This window comes from Pseudomonas sp. URMO17WK12:I12 (assembly GCF_000514395.1).
GTDB lineage: Bacteria > Pseudomonadota > Gammaproteobacteria > Pseudomonadales > Pseudomonadaceae > Aquipseudomonas > Aquipseudomonas mucoides.
This window is the reverse complement of record NZ_AZVV01000014.1, coordinates 180,776-199,727: the sequence shown is the minus strand read 5'-3', so window position 1 is coordinate 199,727 and position 18,952 is coordinate 180,776. Positions and strand designations below refer to the sequence as shown.

General features: G+C 58.7%; 16 protein-coding genes. All 16 read right to left on the bottom strand.

All coding sequences use genetic code 11. The annotated features are described in order from the left end of the window. Nucleotides 1-92 precede the first annotated feature (92 nt). The gene (tilS, locus tag D882_RS0120645) at nucleotides 93-1,421 is read right to left on the bottom strand and encodes a tRNA lysidine(34) synthetase TilS (protein WP_027924985.1); all 1,329 of its coding nucleotides are present in this window, start codon (nucleotides 1,419-1,421) and stop codon (nucleotides 93-95) included. Nucleotides 1,422-1,554: 133 nt separating this feature from the next. Next, on the bottom strand, nucleotides 1,555-2,502 hold the full coding sequence (locus tag D882_RS0120640; RefSeq protein ID WP_027924984.1) for an acetyl-CoA carboxylase carboxyltransferase subunit alpha: 948 nt from the start codon (nucleotides 2,500-2,502) through the stop codon (nucleotides 1,555-1,557). A gap of 151 nt (nucleotides 2,503-2,653) precedes the next feature. Further along, entirely contained in the window at nucleotides 2,654-6,175 is a 3,522-nt protein-coding gene (dnaE, locus tag D882_RS0120635; protein WP_027924983.1) for a DNA polymerase III subunit alpha, read from the bottom strand. A gap of 76 nt (nucleotides 6,176-6,251) precedes the next feature. Beyond that, entirely contained in the window at nucleotides 6,252-6,878 is a 627-nt protein-coding gene (rnhB, locus tag D882_RS0120630) for a ribonuclease HII (protein WP_027924982.1), read from the bottom strand. Between the two features lie 11 nt (nucleotides 6,879-6,889). After that, nucleotides 6,890-8,020, bottom strand: coding sequence for a lipid-A-disaccharide synthase (gene lpxB / locus D882_RS0120625; protein ID WP_027924981.1), 1,131 nt, complete (start codon nucleotides 8,018-8,020; stop codon nucleotides 6,890-6,892). 2 nt (nucleotides 8,021-8,022) lie between these two features. Next, nucleotides 8,023-8,799 carry an acyl-ACP--UDP-N-acetylglucosamine O-acyltransferase gene (gene lpxA / locus D882_RS0120620; protein WP_027924980.1) on the bottom strand — a complete coding sequence of 259 codons (777 nt, stop codon included), beginning with the start codon at nucleotides 8,797-8,799 and terminating at the stop codon, nucleotides 8,023-8,025. Further along, on the bottom strand, nucleotides 8,796-9,236 hold the full coding sequence (gene fabZ / locus D882_RS0120615) for a 3-hydroxyacyl-ACP dehydratase FabZ (RefSeq protein WP_008154051.1): 441 nt from the start codon (nucleotides 9,234-9,236) through the stop codon (nucleotides 8,796-8,798). The genes lpxA and fabZ overlap by 4 nt, the downstream gene beginning before the upstream one ends. A 108-nt stretch (nucleotides 9,237-9,344) precedes the next feature. Beyond that, complete coding sequence (gene lpxD, locus D882_RS0120610; RefSeq protein WP_027924979.1) at nucleotides 9,345-10,400, bottom strand: UDP-3-O-(3-hydroxymyristoyl)glucosamine N-acyltransferase; 1,056 nt, start codon at nucleotides 10,398-10,400, stop codon at nucleotides 9,345-9,347. A 2-nt stretch (nucleotides 10,401-10,402) separates the two neighbouring features. Beyond that, nucleotides 10,403-10,906: an OmpH family outer membrane protein gene (locus tag D882_RS0120605; protein WP_010462812.1), complete on the bottom strand. Its 504-nt coding sequence runs from the start codon at nucleotides 10,904-10,906 to the stop codon at nucleotides 10,403-10,405. Between the two features lie 45 nt (nucleotides 10,907-10,951). Continuing rightward, nucleotides 10,952-13,342, bottom strand: a complete 2,391-nt coding sequence (gene bamA / locus D882_RS0120600; RefSeq protein WP_027924978.1) for an outer membrane protein assembly factor BamA — start codon at nucleotides 13,340-13,342, stop codon at nucleotides 10,952-10,954. Nucleotides 13,343-13,416: 74 nt separating this feature from the next. After that, nucleotides 13,417-14,769, bottom strand: a complete 1,353-nt coding sequence (rseP, locus tag D882_RS0120595; RefSeq protein WP_027924977.1) for a sigma E protease regulator RseP — start codon at nucleotides 14,767-14,769, stop codon at nucleotides 13,417-13,419. A 53-nt stretch (nucleotides 14,770-14,822) separates the two neighbouring features. Then, nucleotides 14,823-16,013, bottom strand: a complete 1,191-nt coding sequence (gene ispC / locus D882_RS0120590; protein WP_027924976.1) for a 1-deoxy-D-xylulose-5-phosphate reductoisomerase — start codon at nucleotides 16,011-16,013, stop codon at nucleotides 14,823-14,825. Next, a complete protein-coding gene (locus D882_RS0120585) occupies nucleotides 16,010-16,816 on the bottom strand; it encodes a phosphatidate cytidylyltransferase (protein ID WP_027924975.1) in 807 nt (268 codons plus the stop codon). Before D882_RS0120585 ends, ispC begins: the two co-directional genes overlap by 4 nt. Further along, entirely contained in the window at nucleotides 16,816-17,571 is a 756-nt protein-coding gene (gene uppS, locus D882_RS0120580; RefSeq protein WP_027924974.1) for a polyprenyl diphosphate synthase, read from the bottom strand. Before uppS ends, D882_RS0120585 begins: the two co-directional genes overlap by 1 nt. 13 nt (nucleotides 17,572-17,584) lie before the next feature. After that, a complete protein-coding gene (gene frr / locus D882_RS0120575; RefSeq protein ID WP_007949335.1) occupies nucleotides 17,585-18,142 on the bottom strand; it encodes a ribosome recycling factor in 558 nt (185 codons plus the stop codon). Continuing rightward, entirely contained in the window at nucleotides 18,139-18,882 is a 744-nt protein-coding gene (gene pyrH / locus D882_RS0120570) for a UMP kinase (RefSeq protein ID WP_003172271.1), read from the bottom strand. The genes frr and pyrH overlap by 4 nt, the downstream gene beginning before the upstream one ends. Nucleotides 18,883-18,952 lie beyond the last annotated feature (70 nt).

Below are 18,952 nucleotides of genomic sequence, written 5' to 3'. Positions count from 1 at the left end.
AAAGACTGCTTGGTAATCGGCAACTCCTGCAATTCAGGCGAATCCACAGAAGTTGTATCAAGAAGGGAGCGTAGTCTACCGGAAAGCCCCTTTCAGCTCAAACCTTGATCTTCGCCAGGTGGCCGCCAATGCAAAAGCCAGCCGTCCTGCCCACTGCCATTCAAGCCCTGTACGCTGCCCACTGCCAGCAATTGCTCGTCGCGACAGAGCAGCGGCAATCTGCCACGGGCGAAGGCCGGAACCCCACGCTCATTGAGCAAACGCTTGAGGTCGCGGTGGCCGCGATCAGCTAAATGCATGACCTCACCTCCCTCACGATAGCGGATTTGCAGCGGGCCATCGGGGATTTGCCCGGTGAGCGTGAGCAGACCATTTTCCGGCAACGCCAGCGACTTCGAAGGATCGGTCCAATGCACGGCAGGCGGCGGATTGCGCAGCCAACAGCCCGACAGCCACCAGATACGCCCGGCCGACCGATGCAGCTCGCCATCCGCCAGCCGCCAGACCGGACGCGCATCACCCGTAGCGTCGCGCACATCTTCCCAACCCGACCAATGGTCGCTGTCCGGCAATCGAGTCAGCGCTGCGAGCCAATGGCTTAGCGCATTGCGTTGACGAGCGGCGGAGAGTCGTAAAAGAGGAGCGAGCGCCAATGAGGGCACGCCCAGCCAGTCAAAATCATTGACCGTCGTCGCTTCGGCCAGATCGATTTGCGCCAGCTCATCCAGCAATGCCTGTGCTTCGCTCAAGTGCGCGGCGCTGCGAGCCATGGTCGCCATCGCTTGCGGCCAGCGCTCGGTCAATACCGGGAACACCTGATGCCGCAGATAGTTGCGCGAAAACTGCCGATCCTGGTTCGAAGGGTCTTCGATCCAGTGCAGTTGATGCTCCGTTGCATACGCTTCGAGTTCGGCGCGACTGACATCCAGCAAGGGTCGCAGCAGATAACCCCGCCCCAACGGACGCGCGCTCGGCATCCCCGACAGACCTCTCACCCCCGCCCCGCGCAACAGTCGAAACAACAGGGTTTCCGCCTGATCGTCACGGTGCTGAGCAGTCAGCAGCAGTTCATTGGCCTGAGTGGCTTCAACGAATGCGCCATAGCGCGCATCCCGGGCGGCACGCTCGAGGCTGGCGCCGGATTGAACCTGAACATGAACGACGTGTAGCGGCACACTCAAGGCATTACAGACGGATTGGCAATGTGCCGGCCACGCATCAGCCGCGACCTGAAGGCCGTGATGGACATGGATAGCGCTGAGCGCAGGCAGGGATTCGGTTTTTGCCAGGTGGGCGAGCAAGTGCAGGAGGACGGTGGAATCGAGCCCACCACTAAAGGCGATGCGCCAGGCCGTAGCATTGCGCCACGGTTTCAAATTCTGCAAAAGCCTGGCAGGCAGATCAATCATTGGCCGACTCATGGCGTTCCCTTTGCACAAAACAAATGTGGGAGCGAGCCTGCTCGCGATAGCGGTCTAACAGCCAACAGATTAGTTGAATGTTAAGCCGCCATCGCGAGCAGGCTCGCTCCCACATGGGAAAAGCGAGGTCAGATCAGAGACCGTAGCTCATCAGTCGCGCGTAACGACGGGCCAGCAGCGCGTCGTTGTCGAACTTCTTCAGCATCGCCAGTTGTGAGCTCAGTTCGGCACGGATCGAGGCGGCCGCAGCGGCAGGGTCACGGTGTGCACCGCCCAATGGCTCGCTGATGACCTTGTCCACGATACCCAGGCCTTTCAGGCGCTCGGCGGTGATGCCCATGGCTTCAGCGGCGTCCGGGGCCTTCTCGGCGGTTTTCCACAGAATCGAGGCGCAACCTTCCGGCGAAATCACCGCGTAGGTCGAGTACTGCAGCATGTTCAACTGATCGCAAACGCCGATCGCCAACGCACCACCGGAACCGCCTTCACCAATTACGGTGGCGATGATTGGGGTTTTCAGGCGCGACATGACACGCAGGTTCCAGGCGATCGCTTCACTCTGGTTACGCTCTTCAGCGTCGATACCAGGGTAAGCACCCGGGGTGTCGATGAAGGTCAGGATCGGCATCTTGAAGCGTTCGGCCATTTCCATCAGGCGGCACGCCTTGCGGTAGCCTTCCGGACGCGGCATGCCGAAGTTGCGGCGAACCTTCTCGCGCACTTCACGGCCTTTCTGGTGACCGATGATCATCACTGGCTGGTCGTCCAGACGGGCGATACCACCCACGATGGCAGCGTCATCGGAGAAGTGACGGTCACCGTGCAGCTCGTCGAACTCGGTGAAGATGTGTTCGATGTAGTCCAGGGTATAAGGGCGTTTCGGATGACGCGCCAGACGTGCGATCTGCCAGCTGGTCAGCTTGCCGAAGATGTCTTCGGTCAGCGTGCTGCTTTTGTCCTGCAGGCGGGAGATCTCATCGCCGATATTCAGCGAATTGTCGTTACCGACCAAGCGCAACTCTTCGATCTTGGCTTGCAGGTCGGCGATCGGCTGTTCGAAATCTAGAAAATTCGGGTTCATAGGCGTCCGTCTTGGGTCGACGTCCAAGAGAGCTTGGGCCGGCCGGTTGTCTATTCGCGCCCTACCTTAAGGGACAGGCGCGTTCAGGTCGAGATTAAAAATTGGGTCGAGATCAGGGGCAGCTCTGAATCACAAGGATGTCACCTGACCGTCAACGGTATTGGAGGAAGACGTTGTCTCGCCCGAACTGGTCACGCAAGGCTTGAATCAACGCATCCGCCGGATCGATTCGCCAGGTCTCGCCAAACTGCAGCAAGGCCTTTGCATCGGGGCTCGTGTACTCCATGGTGATCGGACATGCGCCGCGATGCCGCTTGAACAACTCACCCAGCCAGCGTAGCTGATCACCCTTCAAATCCTTGGTCTGTAACTTCAGGCGCAGGCTCTCGGCAAGGTTGGTGCGCGCATCTTCCATGCTCATTACGCGCTTGACCCGCAGCTTCAGGCCGCCGGAGAAGTCGTCATTGCTGACTTCACCTTCGACCACCACCATCGCATCCGTCTGCAACAGCGACTGCGCGGTATGGAACGCCTCGGCAAACAGCGACGCCTCGATCCGTCCGGAGCGGTCATCGAGGGTGATGAAGCCCATCTTGTCGCCCTTTTTGTTCTTCATCACCCGCAGGGCGATGATCATGCCGGCGACGGTCTGGGTATCGCGGGCCGGTTTCAAATCGATGATGCGTTGACGGGCAAAGCGACGGATTTCACCTTCGTATTCGTCAATCGGGTGACCGGTCAGGTACAGGCCCAGGGTGTCTTTCTCCCCTTTCAGCCGTTCCTTGAGCGTCAGTTCCTTGGCCTTGCGGTGGCTGGCGTAGACGTCGGCGTCTTCTTCGACAAACAGCCCGCCGAACAGGTCGGCATGGCCGCTGTCCTGGGTGCGAGCAGTTTGCTCGGCAGCTTTGATCGCCCCTTCCATCGCCGCCAGCAGCACCGCGCGATTCTGGTCGATGCTCGCTTGATAAGCTTTCGGCTCGTCATGGAAATAAGGCCCCAGACGATCCAGCGCACCGCTGCGGATCAAACCGTCGAGGGTACGTTTGTTGATCCGCTTGAGATCGACACGGGCGCAGAAATCGAACAGGTCCTTGAACGGACCGTCCTGGCGCGCCTCGGTGATCGCCTCTACCGGACCTTCGCCCACACCCTTGATCGCACCGAGGCCGTAAATGATCCGGCCTTCGTCATTCACTGTGAACTTGAACTCGGAGGCATTCACATCCGGCGCGTCGAGGCGCAGCTTCATGCTGCGAATTTCCTCGATCAAGGTCACGACCTTGTCGGTGTTGTGCATGTCCGCCGACAGCACCGCCGCCATGAACGGTGCCGGGTAATGGGTTTTCAGCCACGCGGTCTGGTACGACACCAGGCCATACGCCGCGGAGTGGGATTTGTTGAAGCCGTAACCGGCGAACTTCTCTACCAGGTCGAAAATGTTACCGGCAAGGTCCGCATCGATGTTGTTGGTCGCGCAGCCCTCAATGAAACCGCCGCGCTGCTTGGCCATTTCTTCGGGCTTTTTCTTACCCATGGCCCGACGCAGCATGTCCGCACCACCGAGGGTGTAACCGGCCATGACCTGGGCAATCTGCATCACCTGTTCTTGATACAGGATGATGCCGTAAGTCGGTGCCAGTACCGGTTTGAGGCCTTCGTACTGGTAATCCGAGTGCGGGTACGCGAGTTCGGCGCGACCGTGCTTACGGTTGATGAAGTCGTCCACCATGCCCGATTGCAACGGGCCCGGACGGAACAAGGCCACCAGTGCGATCAAGTCTTCCAGGCAGTCGGGCTTGAGCTTCTTGATCAGCTCCTTCATGCCGCGGGATTCGAGCTGGAACACCGCCGTGGTTTCGGCTTTTTGCAGCAGCGTGTAAGTCGGCTTGTCGTCCAGCGGAATGAACGCAATGTCCAGCGGCGGCTGATCGACCTTGGCGCGGTCGCGGTTGATGGTTTTCAGCGCCCAGTCGATAACCGTCAGGGTCCGCAGACCGAGGAAGTCGAACTTCACCAGACCGGCGGCTTCAACGTCATCCTTGTCGAACTGGGTTACCAGGCCGTCACCGGCTTCATCGCAATAGATCGGCGAGAAGTCGGTCAGTTTGGTCGGCGCAATCACTACACCACCGGCGTGTTTACCGACGTTACGCACAACGCCTTCAAGCTTGCGGGCCATCTCCCAGATTTCGGCGGCTTCTTCATCGACCTTGATGAAGTCACGCAGGATCTCTTCCTGCTCATAGGCCTTTTCCAGGGTCATACCGACTTCGAACGGAATCATCTTCGACAGACGATCCGCCAAACCATAGGACTTGCCCTGCACCCGCGCCACGTCCCGGACCACAGCCTTGGCCGCCATGGAACCGAAGGTGATGATCTGGCTCACCGCGTTGCGACCGTATTTCTCGGCCACGTATTCAATTACCCGATCGCGACCGTCCATGCAGAAGTCGACGTCGAAGTCGGGCATCGATACCCGTTCCGGGTTGAGGAAACGTTCGAACAGCAGGTCGTATTCCAGCGGGTCGAGGTCGGTGATCTTCTGTACATAGGCCACCAGCGACCCGGCGCCCGACCCCCGGCCCGGACCTACCGGCACGCCGTTGCTCTTGGCCCACTGAATAAAGTCCATCACGATCAGGAAGTAACCGGGGAACCCCATCTGGATGATGATATCCAGCTCGAAATTCAACCGGTCGACATAGACCTGACGCTTGGCCTCGTAGTCTTCCGTGGTGTCTTTGGGCAGCAGAACGGTCAGGCGCTCTTCCAGGCCATCGAACGACACTTTGCGGAAATACTCGTCGATGGTCATGCCATCGGGAATCGGGAAGTTGGGCAGGAAGTGCTTGCCCAGTTTCACTTCGATGTTGCAGCGCTTGGCAATTTCGACGGTGTTTTCCAACGCCTCGGGCAGGTCACTGAACAGCTCGGCCATTTCCTCGGCGCTTTTGAGGTATTGCTGATCACTGTAGTTCTTCGAACGCCGCGGATCGTCGAGGGCGCGGCCCTCACCGATGCAAACGCGGGTTTCGTGGGCGGCGAAGTCTTCCTGCTTGATGAAGCGCACATCGTTGGTTGCGACCAGTGGCGCGCCGATTTTCTCGGCCAGGGCCACGGCACCGTGCAACTGCTCTTCGTCGTTGGGGCGGTTGGTGCGCTGGATTTCCAGGTAGAAACGATCCGGGAACACCGCCATCCATTCGCGCGCGAGGTTTTCCGCTTCAGCCGGGTTGCCACTGAGCATGGCCAGACCGATTTCGCCCTCTTTCGCCGCCGACAGCATGATCAGGCCTTCGCTGGCTTCGGCGACCCATTCGCGCTCGATGATCACCGAGCCGTTGCGCTGGCCGTCGATGAAGCCACGGGAAATCAGTTCGGTCAGGTTGCGATAGCCGACCGCGTTCATGGCCAGCAGGCTGATCCGGCTCAGGGCGTTGTCCGGGTCCTTGTTCGACAACCACAAGTCGGCACCGCAGATCGGCTTGATCCCGGCGCCCATGGCGGCTTTGTAGAATTTGACCAGGGAACACATGTTGTTCTGGTCGGTGACCGCTACGGCAGGCATGTTCATGCCGACCAGGGTCTTGACCAGCGGTTTGATCCGCACCAGACCGTCGACCAGGGAATATTCAGTGTGCAGGCGTAGATGAACGAATGAAGCCGGCATAGTGATCCTGTCTAGAAACGTGAAGACAACAAGGCCCGGATTGTACCGGGCCTTGAGTAAAACATCAGCCTTGCGACTAACTCTCGATCAGACTTTCCCGCGCCTCGTACGCCAGGCGCACCGGGGCGAACGAGCGGCGGTGAATCGGCGTCGGGCCAAGGCGGGCCAGCGCTTCCAGATGAACGGGCGTCGGGTAGCCTTTGTGCCCGCCGATGCCGTAACCGGGGTAAATCAGTTCGAATGCCGCCATCTCGCGGTCGCGGCTGACCTTGGCCAGAATCGATGCCGCGGCAATGGCCGGAACCTTGCCGTCGCCCTGCACCACCGCTTCCGCGCGCATGGACAGTTTCGGGCAACGATTGCCGTCGATCATCGCCAGTTTCGGCTGGATGTGCAGCCCTTCGACCGCGCGCTGCATCGCCAGCATGGTGGCGTGCAGGATGTTCAGTTCGTCGATCTCTTCCACTTCGGCCCGAGCGATGCACCAGCTCAGGGCCTTTTCGCAGATTTCGTCGTAGAGCTTTTCGCGGCGGGCTTCGGTGAGCTTCTTCGAATCGTTGAGGCCTAGGATCGGCCGACTCGGATCAAGGATCACCGCAGCCGTCACCACGGCACCGCAGAGTGGACCGCGACCGACTTCGTCAACACCGGCAACCAATTCCTCGACTTCAGCGACCAAGGTGAAATCCAGCCCCATTTGCATGCTTGTTTTACTCATTGTACTTGGCCGATCAGCTTCAGCACTGCATCCGCAGCCTGGTTGGAGGCGTCCAGACGCAAGGTCCGGTGAATTTCGTCGAAGCCGCGAGTCTGTTCTTCACCACCCTCGATCAGTGGCGATAGCGTCTGAGCCAAGGCTTCGACCGTTGCATCGTCCTGCAGCAACTCGGGCACTAACAGACGCTGTGCCAGCAAGTTCGGCAAGGACACGTAAGGGCTTTTCACCATGCGCTTGAGAATCCAGAACGTCAGGGGCGCCAGTCGATACGCCACCACCATCGGCCGCTTGTACAGCAATGCTTCAAGGGTCGCCGTACCGGAAGCGATCAGAACCGCATCACAGGCGGCCAGCGCCAGATGGGATTTGCCATCGAGCAAGGTCAGCGGCAGATCGCGGCCGGCCAACAATTCTTCAAGCTGCGCACGGCGCTCCGGGTTGGCGCACGGCATGACGAAACGCACGCCAGGGCGCAGGGCTCGCAAACGCTGAGCGGTGTCAAGGAACAACGCACCAAGGCGCCCCACTTCGCCGCCGCGACTGCCGGGCATCAGCGCAACCAGCGGACCGTCCGGTAAATCAAGTTCGGCACGCGCCGCGGCCCGATCAGCCTCAAGCGGGATCGCATCGGCCAGGGAGTGCCCGACGAACCGCACCGGCACGCCCTTCTCTTCATAGAATTTTGCTTCGAACGGGAACAGCGTCAGCATCAGGTCGCAGCCTTCGCGAATCTTCAGCACACGCTTCTGCCGCCACGCCCATACCGACGGGCTGACGTAATGCACGGTCTTGATCCCGGCCTGACGCAGCTTGAGTTCGATATTGAGGTTGAAGTCCGGGGCATCGATACCGATGAACACGTCCGGTTTCTCGGCGATCAGGTCGGCGATCAGCTTCTTGCGCCGCGCCATCAGTTCGCGCAATCGGCCCAGCACTTCCACCAGGCCCATGACCGAAAGACGTTCCATCGGGAAATACGAGGTCAGGCCCTCGGCTTGCATCAACGGACCACCGACACCGATGAACTCCACCGCAGAATGCTGAGCCTTGAGTGCGCGCATGAGACCCGCGCCCAGAATGTCACCGGAAGCCTCACCCGCTACCAGCGCGATACGCAGATTAGCCATGATTAACGGGTGATGCCGCGAGTCGAAGACTGGATGGAATCACGGAACACCGCGACTTCCGGGAACTGATCCGAGGGCTCGGCCAGTTCGGTGAGTGCTTGCTCGACGGTCAGGCCCTGGCGGTAAACAACCTTGTAGGCACGACGCAGCGCGTGGATTGCGTCTTCGCTGAAGCCACGACGACGCATGCCCTCGAAGTTCATGCTGCGCGCTTCGGCAGGGTTGCCAAACACGGTGACGTACGCTGGAACGTCCTTGCCAATGGCCGTGCCCATGCCGGAAAAGCTGTGGGCGCCAATGTGGCAATACTGATGAACCAGGGTAAAACCGGAGAGGATCGCCCAGTCTTCAACGTGCACATGGCCGGCCAACGCCGTGTTGTTGACCAGGATGCAGTGGTTGCCGATGACGCTGTCGTGACCGATGTGGGCATAGGCCATGATCAGGTTGTGATCGCCCAGGGTCGTTTCCGAACGGTCCTGAACGGTCCCGCGGTGAATCGTCACGCCTTCCCGGATGACGTTGTGGTCACCGATGACCAGACGGGTTTCTTCGCCTTTGTATTTCAGATCGGGCGTGTCCTCACCTACCGACGAAAACTGGTAGATGCGGTTGTGCTTACCGATTCGGGTCGGGCCTTTGAGAATCACGTGCGGCCCGATCACTGTTCCCTCGCCGATTTCCACACCTGCGCCGACGATCGACCACGGGCCGACCTCGACGTCGTCGGCCAGAATGGCCGTCGGATCGATGATTGCGCGAGGGTCAATCAAACTCATAGTTTGCGTTCCGCACAGATGATTTCAGCGGAGCAGACTGGCTTGCCGTCGACCGAAGCCTGGCATTCGAACTTCCAGATCTGACGCTTGCAGCTGATGAAGCGGGCCTCGAGGATCAACTGATCGCCTGGGGTGACAGGCTGGCGAAAACGCAGCTTGTCGGAGCCGACGAAGTAGTAGAGCGTGCCGTCGGCAGGCTTCACGTCGAGCATTTTGAAGCCAAGAATGCCGGCAGCCTGAGCCATCGCTTCGATGATCAGTACGCCCGGCATGATTGGATGCGCAGGGAAGTGACCATTGAAAAACGGTTCGTTGATGCTGACATTCTTGTAGGCGCGAATGCGCTTGCCTTCCACATCCAGATCCACGACCCGGTCCACCAGCAGGAACGGGTAACGGTGAGGCAGGTATTCGCGAATCTCGTTGATGTCCATCATTTCGGGGGGAAGCCTATGTAAAGATTGGGAGCGTGCGACTGACGCGCGCCCCTCTAGCAAATCAAGCAGGCAGTCTAACGGCTGTGCACACTTGATATGGAAATGGTATCAGCCATCTGATGAAGCATTACCGTCAGGGGTCACTTCCCCTACACGCTTTTCCAGCTGTCGCAGACGTCGCGCGATGTCATCGAGCTGACGGATGCGAGCCGCGCTTTTGCGCCATTCGGCTGCTGGCTGCATGGCCGTACCGGAAGAATAGGCGCCCTTTTCGGTAATCGAGTGGGTCACCATGGTCATCCCAGTGATGAAAACGTTGTCGCAAATTTCGATATGACCTACCAGCCCGACACCGCCAGCGAGCATGCAATGCTTGCCGATTTTGGTGCTGCCGGAGATCCCGACACAGGCGGCCATGGCGGTGTGATCACCGACCTGCACGTTGTGGGCGATCTGGATCTGGTTGTCGAGCTTCACGCCATTACCGAGAACGGTATCGGCCAATGCGCCGCGGTCGATAGCGGTATTCACGCCAATCTCCACATCATCGCCGACCAACACGCCACCGATCTGGGCGATTTTCTGCCAGACACCTTTCTCGTTGGCAAAGCCGAAGCCTTCGCCGCCGAGTACGGCACCTGACTGAATCACCACACGCTTACCGATGCGCACATCGTGGTACAGCGTGACCCGCGGGGCGAGCCAGCCACCTTCGCCAATTTCGCAACGGGCACCGATGAAGCAATGCGCGCCGATAGTCACGCCGGCAGCAATACGTGCCGCGCTTTCGATCACCGCAAAGGCACCAATACTCGCGGCCGGGTCAACCACCGCGTCCTCGGCCACAACGGCTGTCGGATGAATTCCGGCAGCCGCTTTCGGTTTTGGATCGAAGAGGTGGGAAATACGCGCGTAGGCCAGATACGGGTCAGGCACCACCAGCGCATTACCGGCAAAACCTTCGGCATCAGCGGCCTTCAGCAACAGCGCTGCGGCCCGGCTGTCTGCCAGGTATTTACGGTATTGAGGGTTTGCGAGAAAGCTCAACTGAGCTGGGCCAGCCTCTTGCAAAGTGGCTAGCCCAGTAATTGCTTTCTCCGGGTCGCCACGTAGCGTGGCGCCGAGGAACTCGGCCAATTGGCCAAGCTTTATAGTCGCAGTCATAGTTACTTCAGCTGATTCATGCGCTCGATAACCTGGCGAGTGATGTCGTACTGAGGTTTGACATCAATCACTGCGCCACGCTCGAAGACCAGGTCAAAAGCACCTTTCTTGATGACTTCTTCCACAGCACTGTCCAGTTTCGGCTTCAGCTGCTTCAGCATTTCACGGTCGGCAACGGCTTTGGCTTCATTCAGCTCCTTGGACTGGAACTGGAAGTCACGGGCCTTTTGCTTGAACTCGAGCTCAAGGCGTTCACGCTCGCCTTGCTGCATCTTGTCGCCACCAGCCATCAGACGGTCCTGAATGCCTTTGGCGCTGCTTTCCAGCGTCTTGAGCTTGCTCAGTTGCGGACCAAATTTCTTCTCGGCATCCACGGCGTATTTCTTGGCCGCGTCGGATTCCAGCAGTGCCATCTGATAGTTCAGAACGGCGATTTTCATGTCGGCAAAAGCCGGGCCTGCTACCAGTACGGTGGCGAGGAGAACCAATTGAGTCAACTTACGCACGATGCACCCCTACAAAATCCATTGTCATTATTTTGGGGCAGACGCTTAGAACGTCTGACCAAGAGAGAATTGGAACACTTGAGTTTCAGCGTTATCCGGTTCTTTTACTGGCATTGCCAGCGCGAAACTCAGCGGACCCAGCGCAGTGACCCATGTCACACCTACACCGACGGAACTGGCCATGTTGCTGAGGCTGATGTCGTTGCACTGCGTATTGGACTTCGACGCAGGATTAGTGTTGGTCGTCTGCTCGCACTTGGAGTCGAACACGTTACCCACATCCCAGAATACCGAGGTACGCAGGGAACGTTGATCCTTGACGAACGGCAGCGGGAACAGAATCTCCGCACCACCTTGAATCAGGACGTTACCACCGAATGGCAGTGGATCCTGATCCGGGTCAGCCAGCGTGCCCGGGTTACCGGTAGATCCTTGACCACGGCTCGGCGTACTGCGCGGACCCAATGTACTGTCCTTGAAGCCACGAACCGAGTTGAAACCACCAGCATAGTAGTTTTCATAGAATGGCAAGCCATCGGTCGAACCGTAACCATCGCCATAACCCAATTCAGTGTGCAGGCGCATGGTGTAGTTCTCAGACAATGGCTGGAACAACTGGCCACGGTAATCGAGCTTGAAGAACGACAGGTCGCTACCTGGTGTAGTGACTTCCGCCGTCAGGCTTTGAGAATGACCACGGGTCGCCAATACGCCTTTGTTCAGGGTGGACTCGGACCAGCCGGCCGACGCCTTGAAGTTCAGGTACTGATCGCCTTCACGGTTAACAAAGTCGAAGATTTCGTCGACGGTGTATTGACCGGTCTTGATCTTGTCTTGCTGTGCCGTCAGGCCGAAGGTCAGACGCGACGTCTCGCTGATCGGGTAACCGACGCTCACGCCAGCACCCAGGCTGTCTACGGCATAGCTGGCTACGTCGACGTCGAGGTCTTTGTAGTCGGTGGTGCGATAGAAAGCGTTGTAGCCCAGGCTCACACCGTCTGCAGTCCAGTACGGGTCGACATAACCGAAGTTATAGCGGCTCTGGTATTCGCTTTTGGTCAAGCCGATGCTGACCTTGTTACCAGTACCCAGGAAGTTGTTCTGGGTGATCGAGCCACCGAGGATCAGGCCGGCACTTTGCGCGAAACCGATACTCGCAGTGATCGAACCGGAAGCTTGTTCTTCAACGCTGTAGTTCACGTCAACCTGGTCATCGACGCCCGGTACAGCCGGGGTTTCGACGTTCACTTCTTTAAAGAAGCCCAGACGCTCAAGACGGGTCTTGGATTGATCGATCAGGTAGGTCGAAGCCCAGCCACCTTCCATCTGACGCATTTCACGGCGCAGCACTTCGTCTTCGGACTTGGTGTTGCCACGGAAGTTGATGCGGTTAACGTAGGCACGCTTGCCCGGATCGACAGCGAAGGTGATGTCGACAGTGTGGTCTTCATCGTGAGGCTGAGGCACGCCGCTGACGTTGGCGAAGGTGTAACCCTCGTTACCGAGGCGGCGAGTGATCAGTTCCGAGGTGGTGGTCATCAGCTTGCGCGAGAACACCTGGCCTTTCTGAACCAGTAGCAGGGACTTGACCTGATCTTCAGGGACTTTCAGGTCACCGCTCAGCTTGACGTCACGAACGGTGTACTTCTCGCCTTCGTTGACGTTGACAGTGATATAGACGTGTTTCTTGTCCGGGGTAATCGATACCTGGGTCGAAGCGATATCCATATTGATATAGCCACGGTCCAGGTAGTAGGAGCGCAGACGCTCCAGGTCACCGGAGAGTTTTTCACGGGCGTACTTGTCGTCGTTCTTGAAAAAGGACAACCAGTTGGTGGTCTTCAGTTCGAACAGGTCGATCAGGTCTTCGTCAGGGAAGACCGTGTTACCCACCACGTTGATGTGCTGGATAGCCGCGACGGTGCCTTCGTTGATGTTGACCTTCAAGCCGACGCGGTTACGTGGCTGCGGTACCACTTCGGTGTCGACGGTGGCCGAGTAGCGACCCTGAGCGACGTATTGACGCTGCAGTTCGTTACGCACACCTTCGAGCGTGGCACGCTGGAAGATCTCGCCTTCGGCCAGACCGGATTGTTTGAGGCCCTTCATCAGGTCTTCAGTGGAGATCGCCTTGTTACCCTCGATCTCGATACTCGCGACCGATGGGCGCTCGACTACCGTGATGACCAGGACGTTGCCATCGCGGCCCAGCTGGATATCTTGAAAGAACCCGGTTTTGAACAAAGCACGAGTGGATTCCACCAGGCGACGATCGTCCGCCTGTTCGCCGACGTTTAACGGCAAAGCACCAAAGACGCTACCCGCGGAGACCCGCTGGAGGCCATTGACGCGAATATCAGAGATAGTGAAGGACTCGGCGTGAACTTCGGCGATCATCAATACGGTGAGAACCGCAGTTAGCAGCAGACGTTTCATGAAGTCCTTTCTTATTCCAACTGGCAATAAACAAACTGCCGCAAAATGCGGCAGATTCGCAATTCAGCGAAGTGTTACAGACGGCCCAAATCATTGACCAGAGCAAGCAACATCACCCCGACCACCAAACTGATACCGATCTGCATCCCCCAACCCTGCACCCGATCCGACAAGGGACGACCACGCGCCCACTCGATCAGATAAAACAACAAATGCCCCCCATCCAGTACAGGAATAGGCAACAAATTCAGAACTCCCAGGCTAATACTCAGATAAGCAAGGAAATTCAGGAAATCAGCAACGCCCGACTGGGCAGAAGCGCCCGCCACTTTAGCAATGGTTATCGGTCCACTCAAGTTTTTTACCGAGAGCTCACCGAACAACATTTTCTTGAGCGAATCGAGGGTCAGTACACTCATGGTCCAGGTGCGTCGAGCACCCTCTCCAATCGCGGCCACAGGACCGTAACTGACTTCGCGAATCATCTCTGGTGGCCAATCGACCGCTTTCACCCCGGCTCCCATGTAACCGGTAGGCGCCTTGCTCTCGCCGCGAGCGGCCAGCGTCACAGGGACATCGATTTGAGCACCATCGCGCTCGACGCGCAGCATGATTTTGGTATCCGGATGCATACGGACGGTGTCGACCACTTGTTGCCAGTCGTCCAGCACCTTGCCATCCAGAGCCAGCAAGCGATCGCCGGTCTTCAGGCCAGCAGCCTGCGCCGGCCCTTTAGGGTCAAGTTCGGCCAACACGGGCGGCAACGCCGGACGCCAAGGACGGATACCCAGTGAACGGATCGGATCCGGTTCGTCAGCACCCTTGAGCCACTTATCCAGCATCAGCTCGCGAGGAGAGTCCGCAGTGGAACCCTGCTCACGCACCAACAATTGAAGTGAACCGCTCTCGCCAAGACGGCGAACCAGCTGCAGATTCACCGAAGCCCAGCCGGTCGTTGGCTCGCCATCGATGGCAACTATTTCCTGACCCGCAGTCAAACCGGCCTTGGCGGCAATACTGCCGGATTCGACCGCACCGATAACCGGCCGTACCTGCTCGCTGCCGAGCATTGCCAAGACCCAGAAAAAAACCATGGCCAGCAGAAAGTTGGCAATCGGGCCGGCAGCCACGATTGCGATACGCTGGCCGACAGATTTGCGATTGAAAGAATGTTCGAGCTGATCGGCCGGCACTTCGCCTTCACGCTCATCGAGCATTTTCACGTAGCCGCCCAACGGGATGGCAGCCACTACGAACTCAGTGCCTTTCTTGTCGTGCCAGCGCAGCAACGGCATGCCGAAGCCTACGGAGAAACGCAGCACTTTGACCCCACAGCGACGTGCGACCCAGAAATGGCCGAATTCGTGGAAGGTAACCAGCACACCCAAAGCCACCAGGGTGCCGACAATCATATAGAGCGCGCTCATCTATTTTCTCCGCAATCCTATCCGGTGCTGCATGGACCAACGTATTGCAGCACTTACCGCCCGTGACGACTCAACCATTGCCCGGCCAGTACTCGCGCTTTCGCGTCAGCCGTGAACACGGCCTCGAGATCATCCACCGCCACTACAGGCTCGAGGTTCAACACTTCCTCGATGATACTCGCGATTTCCGGGTAGCGAACCCGCCCGTCGAGAAACGCCGCCACAGCCACTTCATTCGCCGCATTCAGCATCGCCGGTGCGCTATTACCAGCCTCGGCAGCCTGACGCGCCAGGCGCAGGCAAGGGAAACGCTCTTCATCGGGCGCATGGAAGTCCAGACGCGCAATGGCAAACAGGTCCAGCGGCGCCACACCCGAGTCGATACGCTCCGGCCAGGCCAGGGCATTGGCGATCGGTGTTCGCATGTCCGGATTACCCAACTGCGCGAGCACCGAACCATCGACGTAGTCGACCAGAGAATGAATCACGCTCTGAGGGTGAATCACCACTTCGACCTGGGACGGTTTGGCATCGAACAGCCAGCAGGCCTCGATCAGCTCGAGCCCTTTGTTCATCATGCTGGCCGAATCGACCGAAATCTTGCGCCCCATGGACCAGTTTGGATGAGCGCACGCTTGGTCGGGGGTAACATGCGTCAGTTCAGACAAAGGTGTCTGTCGGAACGGACCGCCAGAGGCCGTCAGAAGAATCCGACGCACGCCAACCACACCCAGCCCACGGGCGAAATCCTGCGGCATGCACTGGAAAATCGCGTTGTGTTCACTGTCGATCGGCAGCAGCACCGAGCCGCTTTTGCGCACGGCCTGCATGAAAAGGGCGCCGGACATGACCAGCGCCTCCTTGTTCGCCAGCAGAATCTTTTTGCCCGCCTCGACCGCCGCCAGGGTCGGACGCAAGCCCGCCGCGCCAACGATGGCCGCCATGACGGCATCGACTTCAGGATCGGAAGCAACCTGACACAGCCCCTCCTCCCCTACCAGCACACGGGTCGACAGGCCGGCCGCGCGCAAATCGTCCTGCAGGGTTCGGGCAGCATCGGCTTGCGGCACGACCGCAAACCGCGGCGTATGACGCACACACAGGGCCAACAGCTCACTCAAGCGAGTGAACCCGCTCAAGGCGAACACCTGATAACGCGCAGGATGACGAGCAATCACGTCGAGGGTGCTCAGACCAATCGAACCGGTCGCCCCCAGCACAGTAATCTGTTGAGGGCGGCTCACGGTGCAGCCATCCACAACAGCACGGCAAATACCGGGATCGCAGCCGTCAGGCTGTCGATTCGATCAAGCACACCACCATGCCCCGGCAGCAGGTTACTGCTGTCCTTGATGCCTGATTGACGCTTGAACATGCTTTCGGTGAGGTCACCCACCACCGAAATGAAGACAATCACTGCCGCGCCGATCAACCCCATCAGCATCTGGGCGAAACTCCAGTCGCGCACCAGGCCGACGATTGCGGTGATGACCAGGCTCAGCACCAGGCCTCCGTAAACGCCTTCCCAGCTCTTGCCGGGGCTGACCTGTGGCGCCAGTTTACGCTTGCCGAAGGCACGACCGGAAAAGTACGCGCCGATATCGGCACCCCAGACCAGCACCATCACCGCCATGATCAACCAATTCCCCAAGGGCTCCTGTTTGATCTGGACCAGACCTTGCCAGGCCGGCAACAGAATCAGCAAACCAATCATCAGCTTGCAGGCGGCACTGGCCCAATGTTCGCTGGAACGCGGATAGGTCAGCACCAGATACGTCGCCACCGCCCACCAGAGCACCGAAGCGCCCAGTACCCAGGGCGCAAGCCCCGGCAGGATGTGCATGACAAACAGCATCAACGCGACCACTGCAGCATAGGCAATGCGAATCGGCTGGGCGGTAAAACCGGCCAGCCGCGCCCATTCCCAGGCACCAAGCGTCACGACCAGCCCGATGAACAGCGCAAAACCGGACCCTTCGAGCAGGAAAAACCCGCACAAAGCGATCGGTAGCAGGATCAGTGCGGTGATGATTCGTTGTTTAAGCATTAAACCCGGGCTCCAGCCTCGACCTGCTCGCTCGTTTTACCGAAGCGGCGCTGGCGAGAAGCGAAATCGGCCAGCGCACTTCGCATGGCATCGTGTTTGAAGTCCGGCCAGAACAGGTCGGAGAAGTACAACTCGGCATAAGCCAGCTGCCACAGCAGGAAGTTGCTGATGCGGTGTTCGCCACCTGTACGGATGCACAAATCTGGCAACGGCAGATCGCCCGTGGCCAGACAGGTTTGCAGCAATTCCGGAGTGATGTCTTCCGGGCGCAAATGCCCGGCCTGAACTTCCCGCGCCAAACGCTGAGCGGCTTGCGCAATGTCCCACTGACCGCCGTAGTTGGCGGCGATCTGCAGGACAAAACGGTTGGCACCGACGGTCATCGCTTCGGCTTCACGCATGGCAGCTTGAAGCTCGGGGTGAAAGCGCGAGCGATCACCGATGATGCGCAGACTGATGTTGTTGTCATTGAGGCGCTTGGCCTCGCGACGCAATGCCTTGAAGAACAGATCCATCAAGGCACTGACTTCATCTGCAGGGCGCTGCCAGTTTTCACTGGAGAAAGCGAACAGGGTCAGCACCTCGACCTTGGCCTCGGCGCACACCTCGATTACCGCACGAACCGCATCCACGCCCGCTTTATGCCCGGCGACACCCGGCATAAAGCGCTTCTTCGCCCAGCGATTATTACCATCCATGATGATCGCGACATGGCGCGGCACCGCGGACGGCGCAGTCTGCTTGGTCTTATCCATGAAAACGCGACCCTTATACGGCCATCAGGTCGGCTTCTTTCTGCTTGGTGGCCGCATCGATGTCAGCCTCAGCCTTGTCGGTCAGCTTCTGGATATCGGCAGCGGCACGACGTTCTTCGTCTTCGCTGATTTCCTTGTCCTTGACCAGCTTCTTAAGGTCACCCAAGGCATCGCGACGAATGTTGCGCACGGCAACACGAGCATCTTCAGCGGCACTGCGCGCCTGTTTGGTGAAGCCCTTGCGGGTTTCTTCAGTCAGGGCAGGCATGGAGATCAGCAGCAACTCGCCCAGGTTGGTCGGGTTGAGGTTCAGGCCAGCACTCTGGATCGCCTTGTCGACGGCCGCGAGCATGTTGCGCTCAAACGCGACGACCTGCAGGGTGCGGGAGTCTTTTACCGTGATGTTGGCCACTTGGGTAATGGACGTGTCTGTGCCGTAGTACGGCACCATCACGCTACCCAGGATGCTTGGGTGAGCCTTGCCGGTACGAATCTGACCAAATGCATGGTTCAGAGAGTCCAGGGATTTCTGCATGCGCTCTTGAGCGTCTTTCTTGATTTCATTGATCATTGTTGGCCTTCCTCGATCAGGGTCCCTTCAGCGCCACCATGCACGATATTCAGCAGGGCGCCGGGCTTGTTCATGTTAAAGACGCGCAATGGCATCTTGTGGTCGCGGCACAGGCAAATGGCCGTCAGATCCATCACGCCCAGCTTGCGATCCAGCACTTCATCGTAAGTCAGATGATCGAACTTCTCGGCATGCGGGTCTTTGAATGGGTCAGCGGTGTAGACGCCATCGACCTTGGTCGCCTTGAGCACGACATCGGCATCGATTTCGATTGCACGCAAGCAGGCCGCCGAGTCCGTGGTGAAGAATGGATTACCGGTACCCGCCGCGAAAATCACGACTTCCTTGGCGTTCAGGTGGCGCATGGCTTTGCGGCGATCATAGTGATCGGTCACGCCCACCATGGAAATAGCCGACATCACGATGGCCGAGATATTGGCACGTTCCAGCGCATCGCGCATGGCCAGGGCGTTCATCACAGTGGCCAGCATGCCCATGTGGTCGCCCGTCACCCGATCCATGCCGGCCGCGCTCAGCGCTGCACCGCGGAACAGGTTGCCACCACCGATCACCAGACCGACCTGAACGCCGATACCGACCAGCTGGCCGACTTCCAGCGCCATGCGATCCAGAACTTTCGGATCGATCCCGAACTCTTCCGAGCCCATCAGGGCCTCGCCGCTAAGCTTGAGTAGAATGCGTTTATAGCGAGCCTGATAACCACTGCCCTGCTGAGCCATTGCGAATCTCTCCTGCGGCGTATTTTAAAAAATTCTTTGCGAGCTGTTTACAGCTGCGTTCACTCTAGCT